Genomic DNA, 17,521 nt, shown 5'->3' with positions numbered 1-17,521 from the left:
GATTCATATTAAGCTTTACGAGGGCGTTGTATCGTCTGACGAGACGTGTATCAAGATGGGAGATATTAAATTGAAGAGCATGCTCTTCAATTTAACCCAAAACTTGGGATTTGTGTAGATACCTATGTTAATAAAGAGGGGGAAGCCTCCCTTTTGTAAAGGGAGGTTTGGAGGGATTAATTTATGGGAAATTTAAAGGATTTTTAAAAATCATCCTTTTGATACATATGCGACATACGATCATGTTTGGTTTTTAAATATTGTTCGTTGAATGGATTTAAACCCACAGTAAGCGGAACACGATCAACGACATTCACCCCTTGCTCTTGGAGCGCTTCAATTTTTAATGGGTTATTGGTAATTAGACGCACTGCAGTAATGTTGAGATGATTCAACATGATAGGACACATATCATAACGACGTGCATCGGCAGGAAGATCCAATAATAAATTGGCATCCACTGTGTCATGGCCTTGGTCTTGTAGGGCATAGGCACGGATTTTATTGGTTAAACCAATACCGCGACCTTCTTGGCGTAAATATAAAATCACCCCTTGACCCGCTTCATTAATTAATTTTTGGGTGGCTTGAAGTTGTGGGCCACAGTCACATTTGAGTGAAGCGAAGGCATCACCAGTCAGGCATTCGGAGTGGATACGTACTAACACAGGTTCAGTGGGAGCTTGTTCTAGTCCTTTAGAGAGTGCGACATGTTCTTCACCGGTTTCAGGATCCTGAAAAACCGTAATATTGAATTCACCAAAAGCGGTCGGTAATCTTGACGTTGCGACAAATTCTATAGGCACTGCTTAACCCGTTTATTCGATTATAAATTGGCTAAAGTATAGCGTAATGCTTGGACATTGGTAGAATTGCAACGACGAATTTATGCAGAACATTTTCTTTTTTGTATAAAGCGAACGATAATAGTTGATAAATAGGAAGATTATTCAGGATAATCTGACTCATTCAAAATCTCCCCAACGAGATCATTGCTAAAAATTACATCGCTACAAGTTTGGCTGATTGTAAGGTGATACAATTCGACGATATGATCGAGTTACCCATTTAGACCGAGCTTAGGAATTTGCCAGGCTTTAGAAGGCTTTGCCACATTATGCTGTATAAAGAAATACCATCTCAACGCCCTGTAACACCGTTGCTGGATACGATTAACCATCCTCAACAACTTCGTTTACTCGAGCGCAGCCAATTAGAGCAAGTGGCGGATGAGTTACGTCAATTTATTTTGTATGCGGCCGGACAAAGTGGTGGGCATTTTGGTGCCAATCTTGGGGTGATCGAATTAACCGTGGCATTACATTACTGTTTTGATACGCCACGTGATCGTCTGATTTGGGATGTGGGTCATCAAGCCTATCCGCATAAAGCCTTAACCGGTCGTCGTGAACAATTAGTGACGATTCGTGCCAAAGATGGTTTAGCTGCTTTTCCTGCCCGTGAAGAATCTGAATTTGATACCTTTGGCGTAGGCCATTCATCAACAGCGATTTCTGCTGGTCTTGGGATGTCATTGGCACGTCGTTTCAAGCAAGATCCCTGTCATGTGGTTGCAATCGTGGGTGATGGCGCGATGACAGCGGGCATGGCTTTTGAAGCAATGAACGATGCGGTGGCACACAATGCTGACCTCATGGTGGTATTGAACGACAACGATATGTCGATCTCATGCAGTACCGGTGGTTTTGCCAAACATTTGGCTGCGATTTGGGAAAGTGGTCAATCGGTTAATATTTCGGAAAATGGAGAAGCCTATATTCAACCGCATCCTGAATGGGCGTATAACTCACGTTTACATTGTGCTGCGACCGATGCTGCAGATAACTTATTTAAAGCCATTGGTTTTGACTACTTTGGTCCTTTTGATGGGCACGATGTTGAACAATTGACTCATGTGTTTGAAGCCTTAAAAAAACGCAAAGGCCCACGTTTAGTGCATGTCTATACCAAAAAAGGTAAAGGCTTTGCACCTGCCGAAGCAGATCAAATCAAATACCATGCCATCAGTAAAGTGAATGCACCTGCTGCAGTGGCAACTGCACCGAAATATTCAGATGTTTTTGGTCAGTGGTTATGTGATGAAGCAGCACAGGATGAACGTTTATTAGCGATTACTCCAGCGATGTGTGAAGGCTCAGGCATGGTGCAATTTGCCAAGCAGTTCCCTGAGCGCTTCTTTGATGTTGCCATTGCAGAACAACATGCGGTGACTTTGGCAGCAGGTATGGCCTGTGAAGGAGTGAAACCGGTTGTTGCAATCTATTCAACCTTCTTGCAACGTGGTTATGACCAACTGATTCATGACGTCGCTTTGCAAAATCTTGATGTGACATTTGGCATCGACCGTGCAGGCTTGGTTGGTGAAGATGGTCCAACGCATGCGGGTGCATATGATTATGCTTTTATGCGTACCGTGCCAAACATGGTGATCATGGCGCCGAAAGACGAAAATGAATGTCGTCAAATGTTGCATACGGCTTATTTGTATAAAGGCCCAGCGGCGGTACGTTACCCACGTGGTAATGGATTGGGTGTTGAGATTCAGCAAGAGATGACTGAGCTTGAAATTGGCCGTGGTGAAATTCTTGCAAACTTCAATGATCAGCAAGATGACACCATTTCTATATTGGCATTTGGTAGCCGTGTTCAAGCGGCACTAGAGGCAGGACAGGCTTTAGCGACAAAGCTAGATGTGGCTGTGCGTGTGATTAATATGCGCTTCGTGAAACCCTTAGATACACAGTTGATCGATCAAATCGCGGCAAGCACGCAACTGTTTGTGACAGTTGAAGAGCATGCCGTCATGGCGGGTGCGGGCAGTGCAGTAAATGAATATTTAGCCCAAGCCGGCGTGGTTAAGCCTGTGCTGAATTTAGGTTTGGCTGACGAGTTCATGCATCAAGCAACACATGCTCAAATGTTGCATCAGGCTGGACTGGATGCTGAAGGCATTAGCGCTTCTGTGACACTAAGCTGGCTAAAACATAAGCAAACTGTGGTTTGTTGATTTTCTAATTTTTAGAAACATTTTTTCCCTAAAAGCCCTTATATTTGATAAGATATAAGGGCTTTTATGCATTATTCTTTATCAGTATCTTCAAATTTGTAGTGGGTGTTCAATGGAACCTATGGTGGTTATGGCTGCGCGTGCGGCTCAATTAGTTGGTCAAGAGCTTTTAAAAGCGCATCAAAATCGTCATAAACTCGATCTACAAGTCGAAGAAAAAGGAATTGATGGTCCAGTAACGCGTGTAGACCGTTATTTGGAACAATTGACTATCGATACCCTACGTAAAAGCTATAAAAATCACAGTTTCCTAGGCGAAGAGTTCGGTCTTCAAGAAGGCAAAGGTCACGACGCTGATTGGTGTTGGATCATCGACCCACTTGATGGCACATTAAACTTCGTTAATGGTGTTCCACATTTCTGTATCTCTATCGCAGTTCAACATAAAGGTGTAACTCAACACGGTGTTATTTATGACCCTGTGAAAGATGAGTTGTTCTCTGCAAGCCGTGGTCGCGGTGCGATGATGAACCAACGCCGTATTCGTGTAAATGTAAAAGACAGCTTAGAAAATACTTTCCTTTCAGTGGGTCATGCGTATCGTAAAATTCGTAATGGCGAAGTGGTTTCTTATGCGAAAAACCATTTCAACTCATTGTTAAATGTGACTGAAGCCGGTGCTCAATACCGTCGTTCAGGTTCTGCTGCTCTTGATCTAGCATATGTTGCTGCTGGTCGTTTCGATGGTTATTTCGAACTAGGTTTGAAACCATGGGATATCGCTGCGGGTGAACTTATTGTGAAAGAAGCGGGTGGTACTGTGGTTGATGCTCGTGGTGGTAACGACTCAATGGACAATGGTCAAGTACTTGCATGTTCTATGAAAATGCTTAAACCGCTTATGCAAGCTGTAGTTCCAGCTTGGGGTGAAGCTGCTAAATAATAGAACGCATAGTTCGAGTTTATTGACAGAATAATGAAATAAAGCCCTCTTTATGAGGGCTTTATTTTTGTCTAATCGGTCAAAAATAATAACTTAAACACCTATAATTTAAAGCTTCTTACAAAAAATATTCTGAAGTTGACTAAAACAGGTGACATTTAAAAACTTTCTGCTATAATCCCCGCACGCACTAAATTTCGTTCATTACCTGAACATTCTCTTCTATCATTGTGTATGCGCGTTCCGGTCCAAAGAGAGGACGATATTTCGCGCCCCACCCAATCGCTAAGCGATTCCTTCAGGTTGCGGCTGTAATCATGTGTGCGTTATACGCATCGTCGTTCTCGGATCGCCGCTGATTCTATATTTTCAGCGTCTTTTGCTGTGCCGCTTTTTGCCGATGTCCATCTGAATTTATATTTTTAATGGAGCACCCACTTTTGGGGTGAAATACTCTATGAGCAAAACTTTTGCTGATTTTCCTTTACATGAATCTTTACAACTAGCATTACAAGGTCTAGGTTTTACAACTCCGACTCCAGTGCAAGAACAATCAATTCCAGCTGCATTGGATGGTAAAGACCTTCTTGTATCAAGCCAAACAGGTTCTGGTAAAACTGCTGCATTCTTACTCCCAACTGTGAATGCATTAGCTGGTCAAGACACATTGATGTCTTTCAAAGATCGCATGAAAGCGGTTACTGCACCTTCTATTCTTGTACTTTGTCCTACTCGTGAATTGGCTCAACAGGTAAGCCAAGACGCAATTGCTTTAGTACGCCACATGAAAGGTGTTCGTATTGCTGCAATCATGGGTGGTATGCCTTTCGGTAAACAAATCCAACAGCTTAAAGGTGCACAAGTTGTCGTAGCGACTCCAGGTCGTTTACTTGACCTTGTTAACCGTCGTCAAATTAAATTAGACAACGTTGATGCGTTAATCGTTGACGAAGCTGACCGTATGCTTGACTTAGGTTTCTCTGAAGACCTAGAAGCGATCAGCGACTTGGCTGCTAACCGTAAACAAACATTAATGTTCTCTGCAACATTTGCGCCGCGTATCATTACACTTGCAGAACGCATGATGAATGATCCACAGCGTATTGCGATTGAAACTGGTCACTCTACAAATACTGATATTACTCAGACACTTCACTGGACTGACGGTTTCGAACACAAGAAAAAACTTCTTACTCACTGGTTATCTGATGAGTCTGTAGATCAAGCGGTTGTATTCGCATCTACTCAAGAAGATACAGATATGTTGGCTGAAGAACTTGCTGAAGCAGGTCACTCTGTTGTAGCACTTCACGGTGCTATGCCACAAACTGTGCGTAACCGTCGTTTACGTAGCATTCGTGAAGGCCGTGCAAAAATCTTAGTTGCGACTGACGTTGCTGCACGTGGTCTAGACGTACCAACAATTTCTCACGTAATTAACTTCGGTCTTCCAATGAAGAACGAAGACTATGTACACCGTATCGGTCGTACAGGTCGTGCGGGTCGTACTGGTAACGCGATTACTTTAGCGACTTACCGTGAACGCGGTAAAATCCGTGCTTTAGAAGACTTCTTAGATGCACGTTTAAATGTATCTGAAATTGAAGGTCTTGAGCCATCTCCACCTCCTGCACGCGGTAGCCGTGATGGCGGTCGTGGTCGTCGTGATGGCGGTCGAGGTGGTCGAGGTGGTTTCGGTGGCGGTCGCCGTTTTGAAGGTGAATCAAACTTCAAACGTCGTGAAGGCGGTGATGATCGTCCACGTCGTAGCTATGATGATAAACCTCGTGGTGAGCGTCCATCATTTGGTGGCGAAGATCGTCCACGTCGCGAATACAACAATGATCGTCCACGTCGTGAAGGCGGTTTCGAAGATCGTCCACGTCGCGAATTTAACAACGATCGTCCGCGTCGTGAAGGCGGTTTCGAAGATCGTCCACGTCGCGAATTTAACAACGATCGTCCACGTCGTGAAGGCGGTTTTGAAGATCGTCCACGTCGCGAATTTAACAGCGATCGTCCACGTCGTGAAGGTGGTTTTGACCGTCGTTCTAACGATGACAACCGTGGTAACCGTGTAGATTACAAACCAGCTCGTGAAGGTTATGGCGATCGTCCAAAACGTTCATTTGGTGAAGATCGTCCACGTCGTGAATTCAACGGTGACCGTCCTCAACGTTCATTTGGTGAAGATCGTCCAAAACGTTTCGGCGATGACCGTCCAAAACGTTTCGGTGATGATAAACCACGTGGCGAACGCACTTTCGGTGAAGATCGTCCACGTCGTAAATTCAATGACTAATTGAATTTCGAAAGAAATATCGAAAAAACCGGTGGAAACACCGGTTTTTTTTATGGATTTAAATTAGCTTTTTAATCAGAAAAATGTATATAGTCAAACTACTTTATTATTCATACAGGATTCGAAAAAAACTTGAAATAACTCATCGACTGAGTCGATCAACCATTCTTTACGCTTACGTTTAACCCATGCCCACATCTGTTCTATAGGATTTAAATCAGGGCTGTATGCAGGAAGCCAAAGAATTTTATGCCCTTGTTGTTCCAATAACTCCTGAATATCTGCTCTTTTATGAAATGCTGCATTATCCATAACCACTACACTATTTTCTGGTAATGCTGGTATGAGGAATTGCTCAATCCAAAAATGAAAAACATCTGAATTGATTTTGCAGTCAAATAAACCGACTGAAAATAAATACCCTTTATGGATTGCTCCAATGGCATTGGTCTGATTCTTTAATTGCCAATTATATTGCCCTAGACAGGGTACTCCTTTTCGTGAGTAGCCATGAGGTCTGTAATCATGTGACTTAAAACCACTTTCATCCAGATAAATAATCGGGTGGTTTTTTTCTAATTCATTCACTTGCTGAATAAATTTATCCCTAAGCTTTGTATCTGCTTTAGGATGGCTTAACGTCTTTTTTTAACTGTAATATTTAAGCGCTTTAATGCAGCACCAATAGATGAAACACCACAATTAAAACGTGCAGCACGTTCATATTGATAAGCATCAGGATACTTTTCAACATCTGCACGTAAAGCATCATCGTTAATTTTAGAAGGTTTACGTACACGAGTTTTTTTAATCTCTATACGTTTCTTCCATTCAACAATGGTATTTTTATTAATTTCAAATTGTGCAGCTACCGCTCGAATAGAATAACCTTCCTCAAGCTTAGCTAAAATTTTACGTCTAAAATGTTCTGAATAACTCATTGCACCATTGTATTGGTTTTATAATGATTTGACTATACTTGATCAAACTTTATGTGTTTAATGATAATTAATATGAACGGAAACGCGTTGGCAAATATGCGTACAGTGATGATCGAGGTACTTATGCCTTATATCGGTTTGACACTCTTATTGTGTAATATCGTTTACTATATATACAATTATTTTAACTAAATTCTTCTATTGGGTTGAAAACACCCTTTATAAAATCGCATTAATAATAAAAAACAATTTACCTGATGGAATGCAGGGATATGCGCTCATGCAATGGTAACATTTTAAACTTCAATCCTTTATAGTATGCATGCTGAAAAAAATGCAGGAAAATCCTCAGCTATGAATAATCAAACGTCTTCTCAGACTCAGGCACTGATCGAAGTGAAAAACCTGAGTTTTAAGCGAGGAGAGCGCGTCATTTATGACAATGTCAGTTTAAAAATTCGTCGTGGTCAGATCACTGCAATTATGGGTCCATCTGGTACAGGTAAAACGACTTTACTCCGTTTAATTGGTGGTCAATTGACTCCCGATAATGGAGAAGTGTTGCTTGATGGGCAGGACATTGCACAGATGTCACGTCAGGAGCTCTTCGCTGCGCGTGCGCGTATGGGGATGTTGTTTCAGAGCGGCGCATTATTTACCGATATGTCGGTATACGAAAACGTAGCCTTTCCCATTCGTGCGCATACCAAGTTGCCAGAGCATTTGATCGCTGAAATTGTTGCGTTGAAATTAGAGTCTGTTGGTTTACGCGGTGCAGAACAAATGATGCCTTCTGAACTTTCAGGTGGTATGAATCGTCGTGTGGCTTTGGCCCGTGCAATTGCACTCGATCCTGAGCTGATCATGTATGACGAACCCTTTGCAGGGCAGGACCCGATTGTGATGGGGGTTTTAACCCGCTTGATTCGTTCGCTACGTGAAGCTTTAGATTTAACCACTATTATTGTCTCGCATGATGTAGCTGAAACCTTATCAATTGCAGATTACATCTATGTGGTGGCTGAAGGGAAAGTGCAGGGCGAGGGAACACCTGAGCAGTTAAAAGCACATGCTTCGCCTTTTGTGAAGCAGTTCTTGACGGGTTCGGTAGAAGGTCCGGTCGATTATCAATTCAGTCATCAGCCCTATTTAAATCATGAGGTTCGTTCATGAATGCTATTGCCGCATTAGGTAGACGCGTCATTGAACGTGTTCGAGGAATCGGCGTAGCAACCATTATGTTGCTGCAGATTCTTTTTTCCATGCCGACTTTACTTGGCGTGAAATTGTTTATTTATCAGATGTACCGTGTTGGTGTGCTTTCATTACTGATTATTGTGGTATCTGGCTTATTTATTGGCTCGGTACTGGGTTTGCAGATGTATAGCATTCTGTCGACCTTTGGTAGTGAAGCGATGCTCGGCACAGCCGTTGCACTGACTTTACTGCGTGAACTTGCACCTGTGGTTGCGGCTTTACTCTTTGCAGGTCGTGCAGGTTCTGCTTTGACGGCTGAAATTGGTTTGATGAAAGCCACTGAGCAGTTGTCGAGTATGGAAATGATCGGGGTCGATCCATTAAAACGAGTGATCTCGCCTCGACTTTGGGCTGGTATTTTTAGCTTGCCAATGTTGTCGGTGATTTTCGCTGCGGTCGGCATCATGGGCGGTAAATTGGTGGGTGTTGATTTTTTAGGTGCAGATGAAGGCTCTTATTGGAGTGGCATCGAGAACAGTGTGCAATTCTTTAAAGACGTCTTTAATGGCACCATCATCAAAAGTTTTGTTTTTGCATTAATTTGTACTTGGATTGCGGTCTATCAGGGTTATGCCTGTGTCCCAACTTCAGAAGGTATTGCAACGTCGACCACACGTACAGTCGTGTATTCTTCGTTGTGTGTTTTAGGATCAGATTTCGTGTTGACTGCGGTCATGTTCGGAGGTATTTAATGAAATCACGTACGAGTGAACTGGCCGTCGGTTTTTTTGTCATTCTTTTTGCTATCGCTATTTTCTTCTTGGCGATGCGTGTGAGTGGTTTGGTCGGCAATAACATCGAAGACAGTTATGAATTGACCGCGACATTTGAAAATGTAAACGGGATTAAACCCCGTGCCAAAGTCACCTTAAGTGGTGTCAAAGTCGGTCAAGTGGAATCGTTGAAACTCGATCCTGTGACGCGTTTAGTGACAGCACATCTGATTATGGATGGCTCATTAACCTCTTATAACGCAGAACAATTAAAAGAAGTGCAAAAGAATGCACTCGAAGAGCTGCGTTACACATCAGACTATGAAGCAGCAACACCTGCGAAACAAAAAGAAATGGAACAGCAACTGATTGCTAACATGAAATCCATCACCAATATCGATGAAGATGCTTACATTATGGTGGCAACCAATGGTTTGTTGGGCGAGAAATATTTGAAAATTGTACCGGGTGGTGGTGTCAACTTCTTAAAACGTGGTGACCAAATTGGTAATACCCAAGGTACGATGGAAATCGAAGATTTGGTGTCTAAATTTGTGACCGGTGGTGCAGGGAACAAATCTGACAGCACGGCAGAAGCTGAACAAAAAACAGAAGCTGCTGACACAACAACGGCAGAAGAACCTGCATTTGTTGAATAATTTTTAGGAGAAATTAAGTGAACACATTGTTAAAACATACGCTTACAGCAAGTATCTTATCAACTATGATGGCAGGTACAGCTTTTGCTGCTCCAAGCGAAGCACCACCTGCATTTGTAAAAAAAGTGGCTGATGGCCTCATTACACGTTTAAAAGCAGATCACGCAAAACTACAAAATAACCCTGCAGCTGTGAAAACGATTGTTCGTCAAAACTTAGACCCGTATATCGATTCACAAGCGTTCACACGTATCGTGATGGGTACGTATGCAACGAATCAATACAGCTCAGCGGCTCAACGTGCGCAGTTTGAACGTAACTTCCGTGCAACGCTGATCGAAAACTATGGTTCAGCTTTTGCCAAGTTTAGTAACCAAACGTATAGCATGCGTCCATATAAAGCGTCGAACAGTAAGAACCCTGTTGTAACGATTGATTTCCATAACAACGGTGAAAAAATTCCAGTCTCTTTCCAGTTGGCGGATAAAGGTTCACAATGGAAAATCCGTAATATCAACGTTTCGGGTATCGACCTAGGCTTACAATTCCGTAATCAGTTTGCGGCGACTGTAAAACGTAATGGCGGTAACATTGATAAAGCAATTGCGAACTTCAAACCTGATGCTGACGCAGCATTGGACAAGAAAAAATAAGATAGGTGATGTGTGATTAAACTTCATCAACAAGAATTGATGGTTTCAGGCAAAATTGATTACAACAATGCCGAATTGTACTATCAAGACGGCTTGAAGTTGATTCAACAACAGCAAGCTTTTCCCTTAGTGGTCAATCTTGCTGAGCTTGAGCATGGCAGTACTTTAGCTTTAGCTGTTTTGGTTCGTTGGTTACGTCAAACGCCAAAAGCGCAAGGTTTGCAGTTTAAAGCAGTCCCTGAAAAAATGATGAAGATTATTCAAGCCTGTCATCTTGAGCATGACTTGCAGTTGATCTAATTAAAAAAAGCACCATAAGGTGCTTTTTTTATTTCAGCGGGACAAGAAACTCTCGCAAGTCTACGCAATAGGAAAGGATTAAATCCATTTCTTCCAACGGAAGTACATCAATGGGCCAATAAAGAATGCCACGATGATTAAGCTGACCACGATAAAACTGGTTGTACCATGTGCGAATGGCAGTACATCGGTGTTCATCCCATAGACGCTAGCCACTAACATCGGTGGCGCAAGCATACTTGGTAAAATCGAGAATCGACGAATCGTATCATTCTGTTCGGTGTTAATGAACCCTGAGGTGGTATCCAGTAAGAATCGAACCTTTTGGAACAAGAAGGCATCATGCTCAACAAGAGAGCGTACGTCTTCACTGAGTTCTCGGATGTCGGCATCATAAATATGGCTGCCCAAGGCACGAGGACGTGACAGGAAGGTAAGAACACGACGTAAGTCGATCAGACACAGTTGAGCTTTCCCGAGCATATCTTCTAAATGTGCAAGTCGGGTAATCATGTCATCTAAGTCTAAAATCATCTCACGATGACGGTTATTCAGCACTTCTGTGGAATACTTTTCTAAGTCCTTGTGGATATCTTCCAAGATATCCGCAAGCTCATCGAGTTTGGCTTCTAAAAGACCCAATAAAATCCAAGTTGGATCTTTATAGTCAATTTCATAATCATTGCGACGCGCGCGCGCACGAAAGGCACGGAAAGCTACCAGCTTTTCACCCCGTAAAGTGAATAAGCGTTCTTTATGCAAAATAAAGGCAACCGTTTGTACGGTAGCTAAGGTGCTGGCATTTTCTTCGGGTTCGCCATCGACCTGAAAATTTTTATTTTTCGTTAAAAAATAGGTGCTGATGTGCAAAATACCGTCGTCATCACGGTAAAATCGTGCACTCGACGAAATATCTTCTAATGATTTTAATGTAGGTAAATTTTGATCATAGGCATCCATAATCCATTGCTGCTCTTCCTGAGACGGGGCAATGAGATCGAGCCAGACTAAATCCTGATGTAAATCGAAGTCACCATTGATGGTGACATCTTCCAGGCTACCGCGCTCTGTGGCGTAAAAGGCTTCAAGCATGTTGTCTTTTCCCCTTGCGCAGTAAGTTAAAAATGAATGGGTGTATTTTAGACAAGGATTTGCTGAAAAACACTGTTCTAATGCTTATTTTATGAAAAAATCTGTTTAAAGTTGATTTTTCCAGCATAGCGTTCCTGATCTGATGGGGATTATAAATGAAATCTATCGCAATTTTCTGTGGTTCCGCCCTTGGTAACAATCCAGCCTATTTACAGGTGGCTGAAAAAGTCGGTCGTCATTTGGCGGCACAAGGCATCACACTGGTCTATGGTGGTGGTCGTTCAGGTTTGATGGGTATTGTGGCAGATAGTGCTTTGCGTGCAGGTGGGCAAGTCATTGGGGTGATTCCAAAAGTCTTGGTCGATAAAGAATTGGCACATCCAGATTTAACCGAATTGCATGTGGTAGAAAATATGCAACAACGGAAAACTAAAATGTCTGAACTCTCGGATGGTTTTGTGGCGATTCCAGGTGGAGCAGGGACTTTAGAGGAAATTTTTGAGCAGTGGACGTGGGCTCAATTGGGCATTCATTTAAAGCCATGTGCCTTTCTCAATGTAGATGGTTTTTATGACGATTTATTGAATTTTCTGAAAACTACCGCAGAAAAAGGCTTTACCCATCCGCGTTTTATCGAAGGCTTAATTGCAGAAGATAATATTGAAACGATTGTTGAGAAGTTTCAACATTTCACTGCGCCAGAGCCGAAATGGGGCATGGTTGAACGTACAGCCTTTATCGCGGATTTGGAACAAGATTGATGAAAACTATTACTGTTGCTGCAGCAATTATTCTAAATGAACAGCATGAACTTTTAGTGGTTCGTAAAAAACACACGGCATTCTTTATGCAAGTGGGTGGCAAGTTGGAACCCAATGAAGCCCCTGAAATCACCATGCTGCGTGAAATTCAGGAAGAAATAGGCTGCGCTGCGCAGATTGAGCAATTCATTGGTCGTTTTGAAACGGCCGCTGCGAACGAAGCAGATCATCTACTGGTGAGTTATGTCTATCTGGTCCAGTTGCGAGGTGAGCCGGAAATTGATGCGGAAATTGCAGCGATGCAATGGGTCAGCTTAGATGATACACAAACAAAACTCGCACCTTTAACACGTGAGGTGGTGATTCCTTGGGTGAAGCAGCAGGCGCGATCTCTTGCTGAAAGCTAAACTGCTTCGCTTGTTCATTTTCTTTAGAGGTTGATGTTTGAAACTAAGGCTGTGCCGCAGCAATGCATGCGGCATATACCTGCGTGCAATGTAGCTGATGTAACAGCGTACTTAATGCATGGATTGAACTCCCCGTGGTCACCACATCATCGATAATGAGGACTTTACGGAAACGGTGTTTTTCAGTTGGGTCGATAATAAATTGCTGTTCGATATTTTCTAGGCGTTCTAGCCGACTTAAACCTTTTTGAGCGTGCTGTGCTTGACGAATCACTGGTTGCCAAACAGGGATGCGCAATTGCTTTGCCATCATGTGTGCAACGAGAAGCATTTGGTTGTATCCACGGTCCTTAAGGCGTTCAACTGAAATAGGCATGGGAACAATGGCCTGAACTCGAGCTATGCGCAAACTTAAAAGGCTCTGTGCTAGTAAATTTTGATAGTGCAATTGTTGCTCATACTTATAGCTTTGAATGATGCGATCTATTGGGAAATCATAGTGAAAGGCACAAGAGATGCAGTGTTCATGGCGATCAACAATTTGTTTAAACCATGGTAGTTGTGCCCAGCAGTCGGTACAAAGCGAATGATGTCGTTGTCGATCGATACCACAGAGCAGGCAAGGGGAAACGCTCTGCATTCCTTTTTGGATGAAATGTTGGATGGATTGGAGCATGCTTTTATTCTAATCATTCTTTTTTGAGTATTTTGCACAGTTTGTGGTGAAGTGCAATCACGACACCACAGCAACCTGTTCGACAAGCTTACTGGTTAAAGCCAATCTGCATTTTTAGGATAATCGATCCATCATCCTAATTTTATACATAGGCGTACCGAGGAGCTTCAGGCAGCCATCGTTTTAAAAGCGCTTGAGCCTGTGCAGGATAATCGTTCAGGACTTGTTGAGCCACATAGTGGGCCTGATTGAGTAAATGATCATCTCGCTCTAATTTTGCTACACGAAAGCCCATATCTCCCGTTTGTTTAGTGCCGAGGAGCTCACCGGGGCCGCGAATTTCCAAATCTTTTTCAGCAATGATAAAGCCATCATTGGTCTCGCGCATGATGCGTAAACGCTCTTGCCCATTTTGCGATAAGGGATTTTTATACAGCAAGGCACAGAAACTGGCTTTGGCACCACGTCCTACACGACCACGTAGCTGATGCAATTGTGAAAGCCCTAAACGCTCTGCATTTTCAATTACCATGATTGAGGCATTCGGGACGTCAACACCAACTTCAATCACTGTGGTTGCAATCAGTAATTGCAATTCATTATTTTTAAATTGCTGCATCACTGCTTGTTTTTCATAGGCCTTCATTTTGCCGTGAACAAGACCAATATTGAGGTCTGGAAAGCGTTCTTTAATTTCATTAAAAGTCGCTTCAGCGGCCTGAGCATCTAAAGTTTCTGATTGTTCAACTAAGGTACAGACCCAATAGGCTTGTTTAGCTTCAGCACAATTGCTGGCAATCCGCTGTAGCACTTCTTCACGACGGTCAAGTGGAATAGTGACTGTTTGAATCGGTGTACGACCGGGTGGCAGTTCATCAATGACGGAGGTATCTAAATCGCCATAAGCCGACATAGCCAAGGTACGAGGAATAGGGGTTGCTGTCATCACCAGTTGATGCGGTGTCATGCCATTGAGACCTTTGTTTCGTAGCGCCAAACGCTGATCGACACCAAAACGGTGTTGTTCATCAATAATCACTAAACCCAATTTGGCAAATTGAACATTGTCCTGAAATAAAGCATGCGTGCCGACCACTAAATTGGCTGAACCATCTTGAATACTTTGTTCTGCCGCAGCTCGAGCCTTACCTTTTTGTTTACCGGAAAGCCAAGACACGGTCAGTCCCATAGGCTCAAACCATTTTTTGAAATTTAGATAATGTTGTTCGGCCAAAATTTCTGTCGGCGCCATCATGGCCACTTGCCAACCTTCCTCAAGCGCATGACAGGCTGCAACGCCTGCAACCAAGGTTTTACCTGCACCTACATCGCCTTGTACGAGTCGCAGCATAGGTTTGTTCTTTTTCAGATCGACCGCAATTTCTTTGGACACGCGTTTTTGTGCGCCGGTCATTTCAAACGGTAGTGTACTTAAAAGTTGTTTGGTGAAGTTCTTACTTGTAGAGAATGACGGTGCTTCGATTTGTTGAATATAAGCACGGCGGCTGAGCAAACTGACCTGATGGGCAACCAATTCTTCGAAAATTAAACGTTGCTGTGCAGGATGAGAACCTTGGCTCAGTTGCAACATATTGGCATCGACAGGGGGATGATGAATATAGTCCAAAGCCTGTTTTAGTGCATAGCCATTGGTGAATTTTTCTGGCAGTAATTCAGGTAAGTCATCACTATATAACTGTAGTGCTTGTTTGACGTATTCACGTAGTTTGGGCTGTGTTAAGCCTTCGGTTGCAGGGTAAATCGCAGTGAGTTGGGTTTGTGGTAAAGGCGTGTGTTCAGTAATCACCTGTAGTTCAGGATGATACATTTCTAAGCCACGAGCACCAACACGGACTTCACCAAAAATCCGTAAACGATTGCCCGGTTTTACCCGATCAGTAATGCCTTTGTAGATATGGTAAAAACGTAAAGTAACTTTGCCACAGTCGTCATCCAGTAGGGCGGCCATCGATTTACGCTTTCCGGGTGGAAAGTCGATACTTTTGACTGTACCTTCCAGTAAATAACTTCGACCCACGGTCAATTGGTTCATGGGGATGATCGTGCTACGATCTTCATAGTCGCGTGGCAGATGAAACAAAAGATCATCTGTCGTGAAAATATTTAGTTTTTCAAGTAAAGCAGCGGCGGCATTGCCAACCCCTTGCAATTGATGGACGGCAGCCATGTCCCCTCAACTTCGGTTTATATGATCTAAATGGATCAGTTCTGAGAATAGGTCGTTTGATGCATATTCTATTTATCGGTTATGGTAAAACATCGCAACGTGTTGCTAAACAATTATTTCAGCAAGGTCACCAAATTACCACAGTGAGTCGTAGTGCGAAAGAGGATGATTTTGCAGAACATTTAATCCAAGATATTCACCAACTGGATTTGTCGCAGGTTCAACCGATTGATGCTGTCTATGTTCTTTTGGCTCCTGCACGCCATGCTCAATTCAATGCTGTGGATGTTTACCGACACACTTATGTCGATTCTGTACAGCCAATTGTTCAAGCATTAGCACATCATCCAATACAACGTTTAATCGTGGTGTCGTCCACTCGTGTCTATGGTGAGCATGCGGGGGAGCGCATTGATGATGACACTGTGCCACAACCGATCGATGAGCAGGGGATGTTGTTACGCGAAATGGAGCATCGCTACTCACAAGCATTTCCTACCGAATGCGTGATTGTACGTCCATCTGGGATTTATGGCACATCGACAAAACGAATGCAGAAACTGGCCGAAACGACTCATCGCTATCCCAATATCCATTGGTCAAATCGAATACATATCGATGATTTGGCAAAATTTCTGTGTCATCTACTTCACGTGGAACATCATGAAAAATCATATATTTGTACTAATAATCAACCTCAACCCTTGCATGAGCGAATCTTGGAATTGCAAAGAGCTATGCATTTACCCGAATTGGTTTTAGAGAGCGAAGCAGAAACAGGGAAAAAGCTTTATGCAACGCGGATGATGGAGAGTGGTTTTAAGTTGGCGCACGATTGATTGTGATGTGTAGTGTAAAATTGGTGTGACGTATACATTTCAGTGCAGCTTTGTGAGTATTAAAAAAAATTCTATAAATGAATAAGATAGGTATTTTACAACATGGATTGTTCAAATTTTCGAATGGATTTCAAAGGCTAAAAATTAAATAATGACAAAATCATTTGCTGAACTTACTCAGAATCTACCCCATAGACCGATTTTGGAAAAAGCTTTGAGTTATTTTGAGAATTTACCAAAGATCGCGATTGATTGTGGTTGTGGTGCAGGAAATGAATCATCATTTCTACTCCGTCATAATTTTAAAGTATATGCATTTGATCCATCTGTTGACGCTAAAAATATCTGTCTAAGTAAATTTAAAGACAATAAGAATTTTTTATTTTCTAATCAGGCCTTTGAAGACTATAGCTTTCCTAAAGCTAGTTTAATTATTGCTTTATTCAGTTTATTTTTTTGTTCTACGGATTCGCTTGAAAGTGTTTTAAAGAAAATGCAGGAATCCTTAAGTGAGCAAGGCATCTTACTCATACAACTGTTAGGGAAAGATGATGACTGGGTAAATAATTTTTCTGAAAAATTTATAGGTTTTGAACAGGAAGAACTTAAACAATTGTTTGATGCGGACTTTGATATTATTTATATCAATGAATTTAAAGGCAATAAACCGCTAGCCAATGGAACTCCAAAATTTTGGAATGTACATACCTTAATTTTAAAAAAGAAAATATTAAATACTTTTGTATAGTCCAAAAAAAAAGA

Annotated in this window: 18 protein-coding genes; 12 read left to right on the top strand and 6 right to left on the bottom strand. The window is 42.4% G+C overall.

Translation table 11 applies throughout. The annotated features are described in order from the left end of the window. Positions 1-203: 203 nt before the first annotated feature. Positions 204-806: a GTP cyclohydrolase II gene (gene ribA, locus FTU17_RS08880; RefSeq protein WP_168379100.1), complete on the bottom strand. Its 603-nt coding sequence runs from the start codon at positions 804-806 to the stop codon at positions 204-206. Between the two features lie 311 nt (positions 807-1,117). Between ribA and dxs the strand changes: the two genes are divergently transcribed. From dxs to FTU17_RS08865, 3 genes are all read left to right on the top strand, one after another. Next, positions 1,118-3,028, top strand: coding sequence for a 1-deoxy-D-xylulose-5-phosphate synthase (dxs, locus tag FTU17_RS08875; RefSeq protein WP_180135142.1), 1,911 nt, complete (start codon positions 1,118-1,120; stop codon positions 3,026-3,028). A gap of 112 nt (positions 3,029-3,140) precedes the next feature. After that, positions 3,141-3,971 (top strand): inositol monophosphatase family protein, encoded by an 831-nt coding sequence (locus FTU17_RS08870; RefSeq protein ID WP_078189303.1) that lies wholly within the window; start codon positions 3,141-3,143, stop codon positions 3,969-3,971. A gap of 457 nt (positions 3,972-4,428) precedes the next feature. Next, positions 4,429-6,273 carry a DEAD/DEAH box helicase gene (locus tag FTU17_RS08865; protein WP_180135140.1) on the top strand — a complete coding sequence of 615 codons (1,845 nt, stop codon included), beginning with the start codon at positions 4,429-4,431 and terminating at the stop codon, positions 6,271-6,273. Between the two features lie 93 nt (positions 6,274-6,366). On the opposite strand, the gene FTU17_RS08860 is transcribed toward FTU17_RS08865, so the two are convergent. Both FTU17_RS08860 and FTU17_RS08855 read right to left on the bottom strand, forming a co-directional pair. Next, positions 6,367-6,861: an IS630 family transposase gene (locus FTU17_RS08860; RefSeq protein ID WP_005402039.1), complete on the bottom strand. Its 495-nt coding sequence runs from the start codon at positions 6,859-6,861 to the stop codon at positions 6,367-6,369. Positions 6,862-6,908: 47 nt separating this feature from the next. Further along, complete coding sequence (locus tag FTU17_RS08855; protein ID WP_180135138.1) at positions 6,909-7,214, bottom strand: IS630 transposase-related protein; 306 nt, start codon at positions 7,212-7,214, stop codon at positions 6,909-6,911. Between the two features lie 354 nt (positions 7,215-7,568). Between FTU17_RS08855 and FTU17_RS08850 the strand changes: the two genes are divergently transcribed. From FTU17_RS08850 to FTU17_RS08830, 5 genes are read left to right on the top strand one after another with little or no spacing between them, the layout of a single operon-like run. Next, on the top strand, positions 7,569-8,387 hold the full coding sequence (locus FTU17_RS08850) for an ABC transporter ATP-binding protein (protein WP_111885426.1): 819 nt from the start codon (positions 7,569-7,571) through the stop codon (positions 8,385-8,387). Then, positions 8,384-9,163, top strand: coding sequence for a lipid asymmetry maintenance ABC transporter permease subunit MlaE (gene mlaE, locus FTU17_RS08845; RefSeq protein WP_078189301.1), 780 nt, complete (start codon positions 8,384-8,386; stop codon positions 9,161-9,163). Before FTU17_RS08850 ends, mlaE begins: the two co-directional genes overlap by 4 nt. Continuing rightward, positions 9,163-9,843 (top strand): outer membrane lipid asymmetry maintenance protein MlaD, encoded by a 681-nt coding sequence (locus FTU17_RS08840; RefSeq protein WP_078189300.1) that lies wholly within the window; start codon positions 9,163-9,165, stop codon positions 9,841-9,843. Before mlaE ends, FTU17_RS08840 begins: the two co-directional genes overlap by 1 nt. 17 nt (positions 9,844-9,860) lie before the next feature. Beyond that, positions 9,861-10,496 (top strand): phospholipid-binding protein MlaC, encoded by a 636-nt coding sequence (locus FTU17_RS08835; protein WP_078189299.1) that lies wholly within the window; start codon positions 9,861-9,863, stop codon positions 10,494-10,496. Positions 10,497-10,535: 39 nt separating this feature from the next. Then, a complete protein-coding gene (locus FTU17_RS08830) occupies positions 10,536-10,796 on the top strand; it encodes a lipid asymmetry maintenance protein MlaB (protein ID WP_218945760.1) in 261 nt (86 codons plus the stop codon). A gap of 78 nt (positions 10,797-10,874) precedes the next feature. Here the strand turns inward: FTU17_RS08830 and FTU17_RS08825 are convergent, their stop codons facing one another. After that, positions 10,875-11,888 carry a CorA family divalent cation transporter gene (locus tag FTU17_RS08825; RefSeq protein ID WP_078189297.1) on the bottom strand — a complete coding sequence of 338 codons (1,014 nt, stop codon included), beginning with the start codon at positions 11,886-11,888 and terminating at the stop codon, positions 10,875-10,877. A gap of 155 nt (positions 11,889-12,043) precedes the next feature. On the opposite strand from FTU17_RS08825, the gene FTU17_RS08820 reads away from it, so the two are divergent. Both FTU17_RS08820 and FTU17_RS08815 read left to right on the top strand, forming a co-directional pair. Beyond that, positions 12,044-12,649 carry a TIGR00730 family Rossman fold protein gene (locus FTU17_RS08820; RefSeq protein WP_180135136.1) on the top strand — a complete coding sequence of 202 codons (606 nt, stop codon included), beginning with the start codon at positions 12,044-12,046 and terminating at the stop codon, positions 12,647-12,649. Further along, positions 12,649-13,056 carry an NUDIX domain-containing protein gene (locus FTU17_RS08815; RefSeq protein WP_180135134.1) on the top strand — a complete coding sequence of 136 codons (408 nt, stop codon included), beginning with the start codon at positions 12,649-12,651 and terminating at the stop codon, positions 13,054-13,056. Before FTU17_RS08820 ends, FTU17_RS08815 begins: the two co-directional genes overlap by 1 nt. A gap of 43 nt (positions 13,057-13,099) precedes the next feature. Here FTU17_RS08815 and FTU17_RS08810 read toward each other — a convergent pair whose 3' ends face one another. Together FTU17_RS08810 and recG are read right to left on the bottom strand one after the other, a co-directional pair. Next, complete coding sequence (locus FTU17_RS08810; RefSeq protein ID WP_180135132.1) at positions 13,100-13,732, bottom strand: ComF family protein; 633 nt, start codon at positions 13,730-13,732, stop codon at positions 13,100-13,102. A 142-nt stretch (positions 13,733-13,874) separates the two neighbouring features. After that, positions 13,875-15,920: an ATP-dependent DNA helicase RecG gene (recG, locus tag FTU17_RS08805; RefSeq protein WP_180135130.1), complete on the bottom strand. Its 2,046-nt coding sequence runs from the start codon at positions 15,918-15,920 to the stop codon at positions 13,875-13,877. Positions 15,921-15,979: 59 nt separating this feature from the next. Between recG and FTU17_RS08800 the strand changes: the two genes are divergently transcribed. Then, complete coding sequence (locus FTU17_RS08800; protein ID WP_180135128.1) at positions 15,980-16,759, top strand: NAD-dependent epimerase/dehydratase family protein; 780 nt, start codon at positions 15,980-15,982, stop codon at positions 16,757-16,759. A gap of 151 nt (positions 16,760-16,910) precedes the next feature. Further along, positions 16,911-17,507 carry a methyltransferase domain-containing protein gene (locus FTU17_RS08795; RefSeq protein WP_180135126.1) on the top strand — a complete coding sequence of 199 codons (597 nt, stop codon included), beginning with the start codon at positions 16,911-16,913 and terminating at the stop codon, positions 17,505-17,507. Positions 17,508-17,521: the final 14 nt, after the last annotated feature.

Origin of the sequence: Acinetobacter sp. YH12070 (genome assembly GCF_013419625.1) — a bacterium.
GTDB lineage: Bacteria > Pseudomonadota > Gammaproteobacteria > Pseudomonadales > Moraxellaceae > Acinetobacter > Acinetobacter amyesii.
Note: the sequence above shows the minus strand (reverse complement) of the source record. Positions and strands in the feature narration are given on the sequence as shown.

Excerpts from the sequence above, each read along its gene's own strand:
- mlaE (WP_078189301.1), top strand. The coding sequence starts at position 8,384 with ATGAATGCTATTGCCGCATTAGGTAGACGCGTCATTGAACGTGTTCGA.
- FTU17_RS08825 (WP_078189297.1), bottom strand. The coding sequence starts at position 11,888 with ATGCTTGAAGCCTTTTACGCCACAGAGCGCGGTAGCCTGGAAGATGTC.
- FTU17_RS08830 (WP_218945760.1), top strand. The coding sequence starts at position 10,536 with ATGGTTTCAGGCAAAATTGATTACAACAATGCCGAATTGTACTATCAA.
- recG (WP_180135130.1), bottom strand. The coding sequence starts at position 15,920 with ATGGCTGCCGTCCATCAATTGCAAGGGGTTGGCAATGCCGCCGCTGCT.
- FTU17_RS08810 (WP_180135132.1), bottom strand. The coding sequence starts at position 13,732 with ATGCTCCAATCCATCCAACATTTCATCCAAAAAGGAATGCAGAGCGTT.
- FTU17_RS08855 (WP_180135138.1), bottom strand. The coding sequence starts at position 7,214 with ATGAGTTATTCAGAACATTTTAGACGTAAAATTTTAGCTAAGCTTGAG.
- dxs (WP_180135142.1), top strand. The coding sequence starts at position 1,118 with ATGCTGTATAAAGAAATACCATCTCAACGCCCTGTAACACCGTTGCTG.
- FTU17_RS08850 (WP_111885426.1), top strand. The coding sequence starts at position 7,569 with ATGAATAATCAAACGTCTTCTCAGACTCAGGCACTGATCGAAGTGAAA.
- FTU17_RS08820 (WP_180135136.1), top strand. The coding sequence starts at position 12,044 with ATGAAATCTATCGCAATTTTCTGTGGTTCCGCCCTTGGTAACAATCCA.
- FTU17_RS08795 (WP_180135126.1), top strand. The coding sequence starts at position 16,911 with ATGACAAAATCATTTGCTGAACTTACTCAGAATCTACCCCATAGACCG.
- FTU17_RS08815 (WP_180135134.1), top strand. The coding sequence starts at position 12,649 with ATGAAAACTATTACTGTTGCTGCAGCAATTATTCTAAATGAACAGCAT.
- FTU17_RS08865 (WP_180135140.1), top strand. The coding sequence starts at position 4,429 with ATGAGCAAAACTTTTGCTGATTTTCCTTTACATGAATCTTTACAACTA.
- FTU17_RS08870 (WP_078189303.1), top strand. The coding sequence starts at position 3,141 with ATGGAACCTATGGTGGTTATGGCTGCGCGTGCGGCTCAATTAGTTGGT.
- FTU17_RS08800 (WP_180135128.1), top strand. The coding sequence starts at position 15,980 with ATGCATATTCTATTTATCGGTTATGGTAAAACATCGCAACGTGTTGCT.
- FTU17_RS08840 (WP_078189300.1), top strand. The coding sequence starts at position 9,163 with ATGAAATCACGTACGAGTGAACTGGCCGTCGGTTTTTTTGTCATTCTT.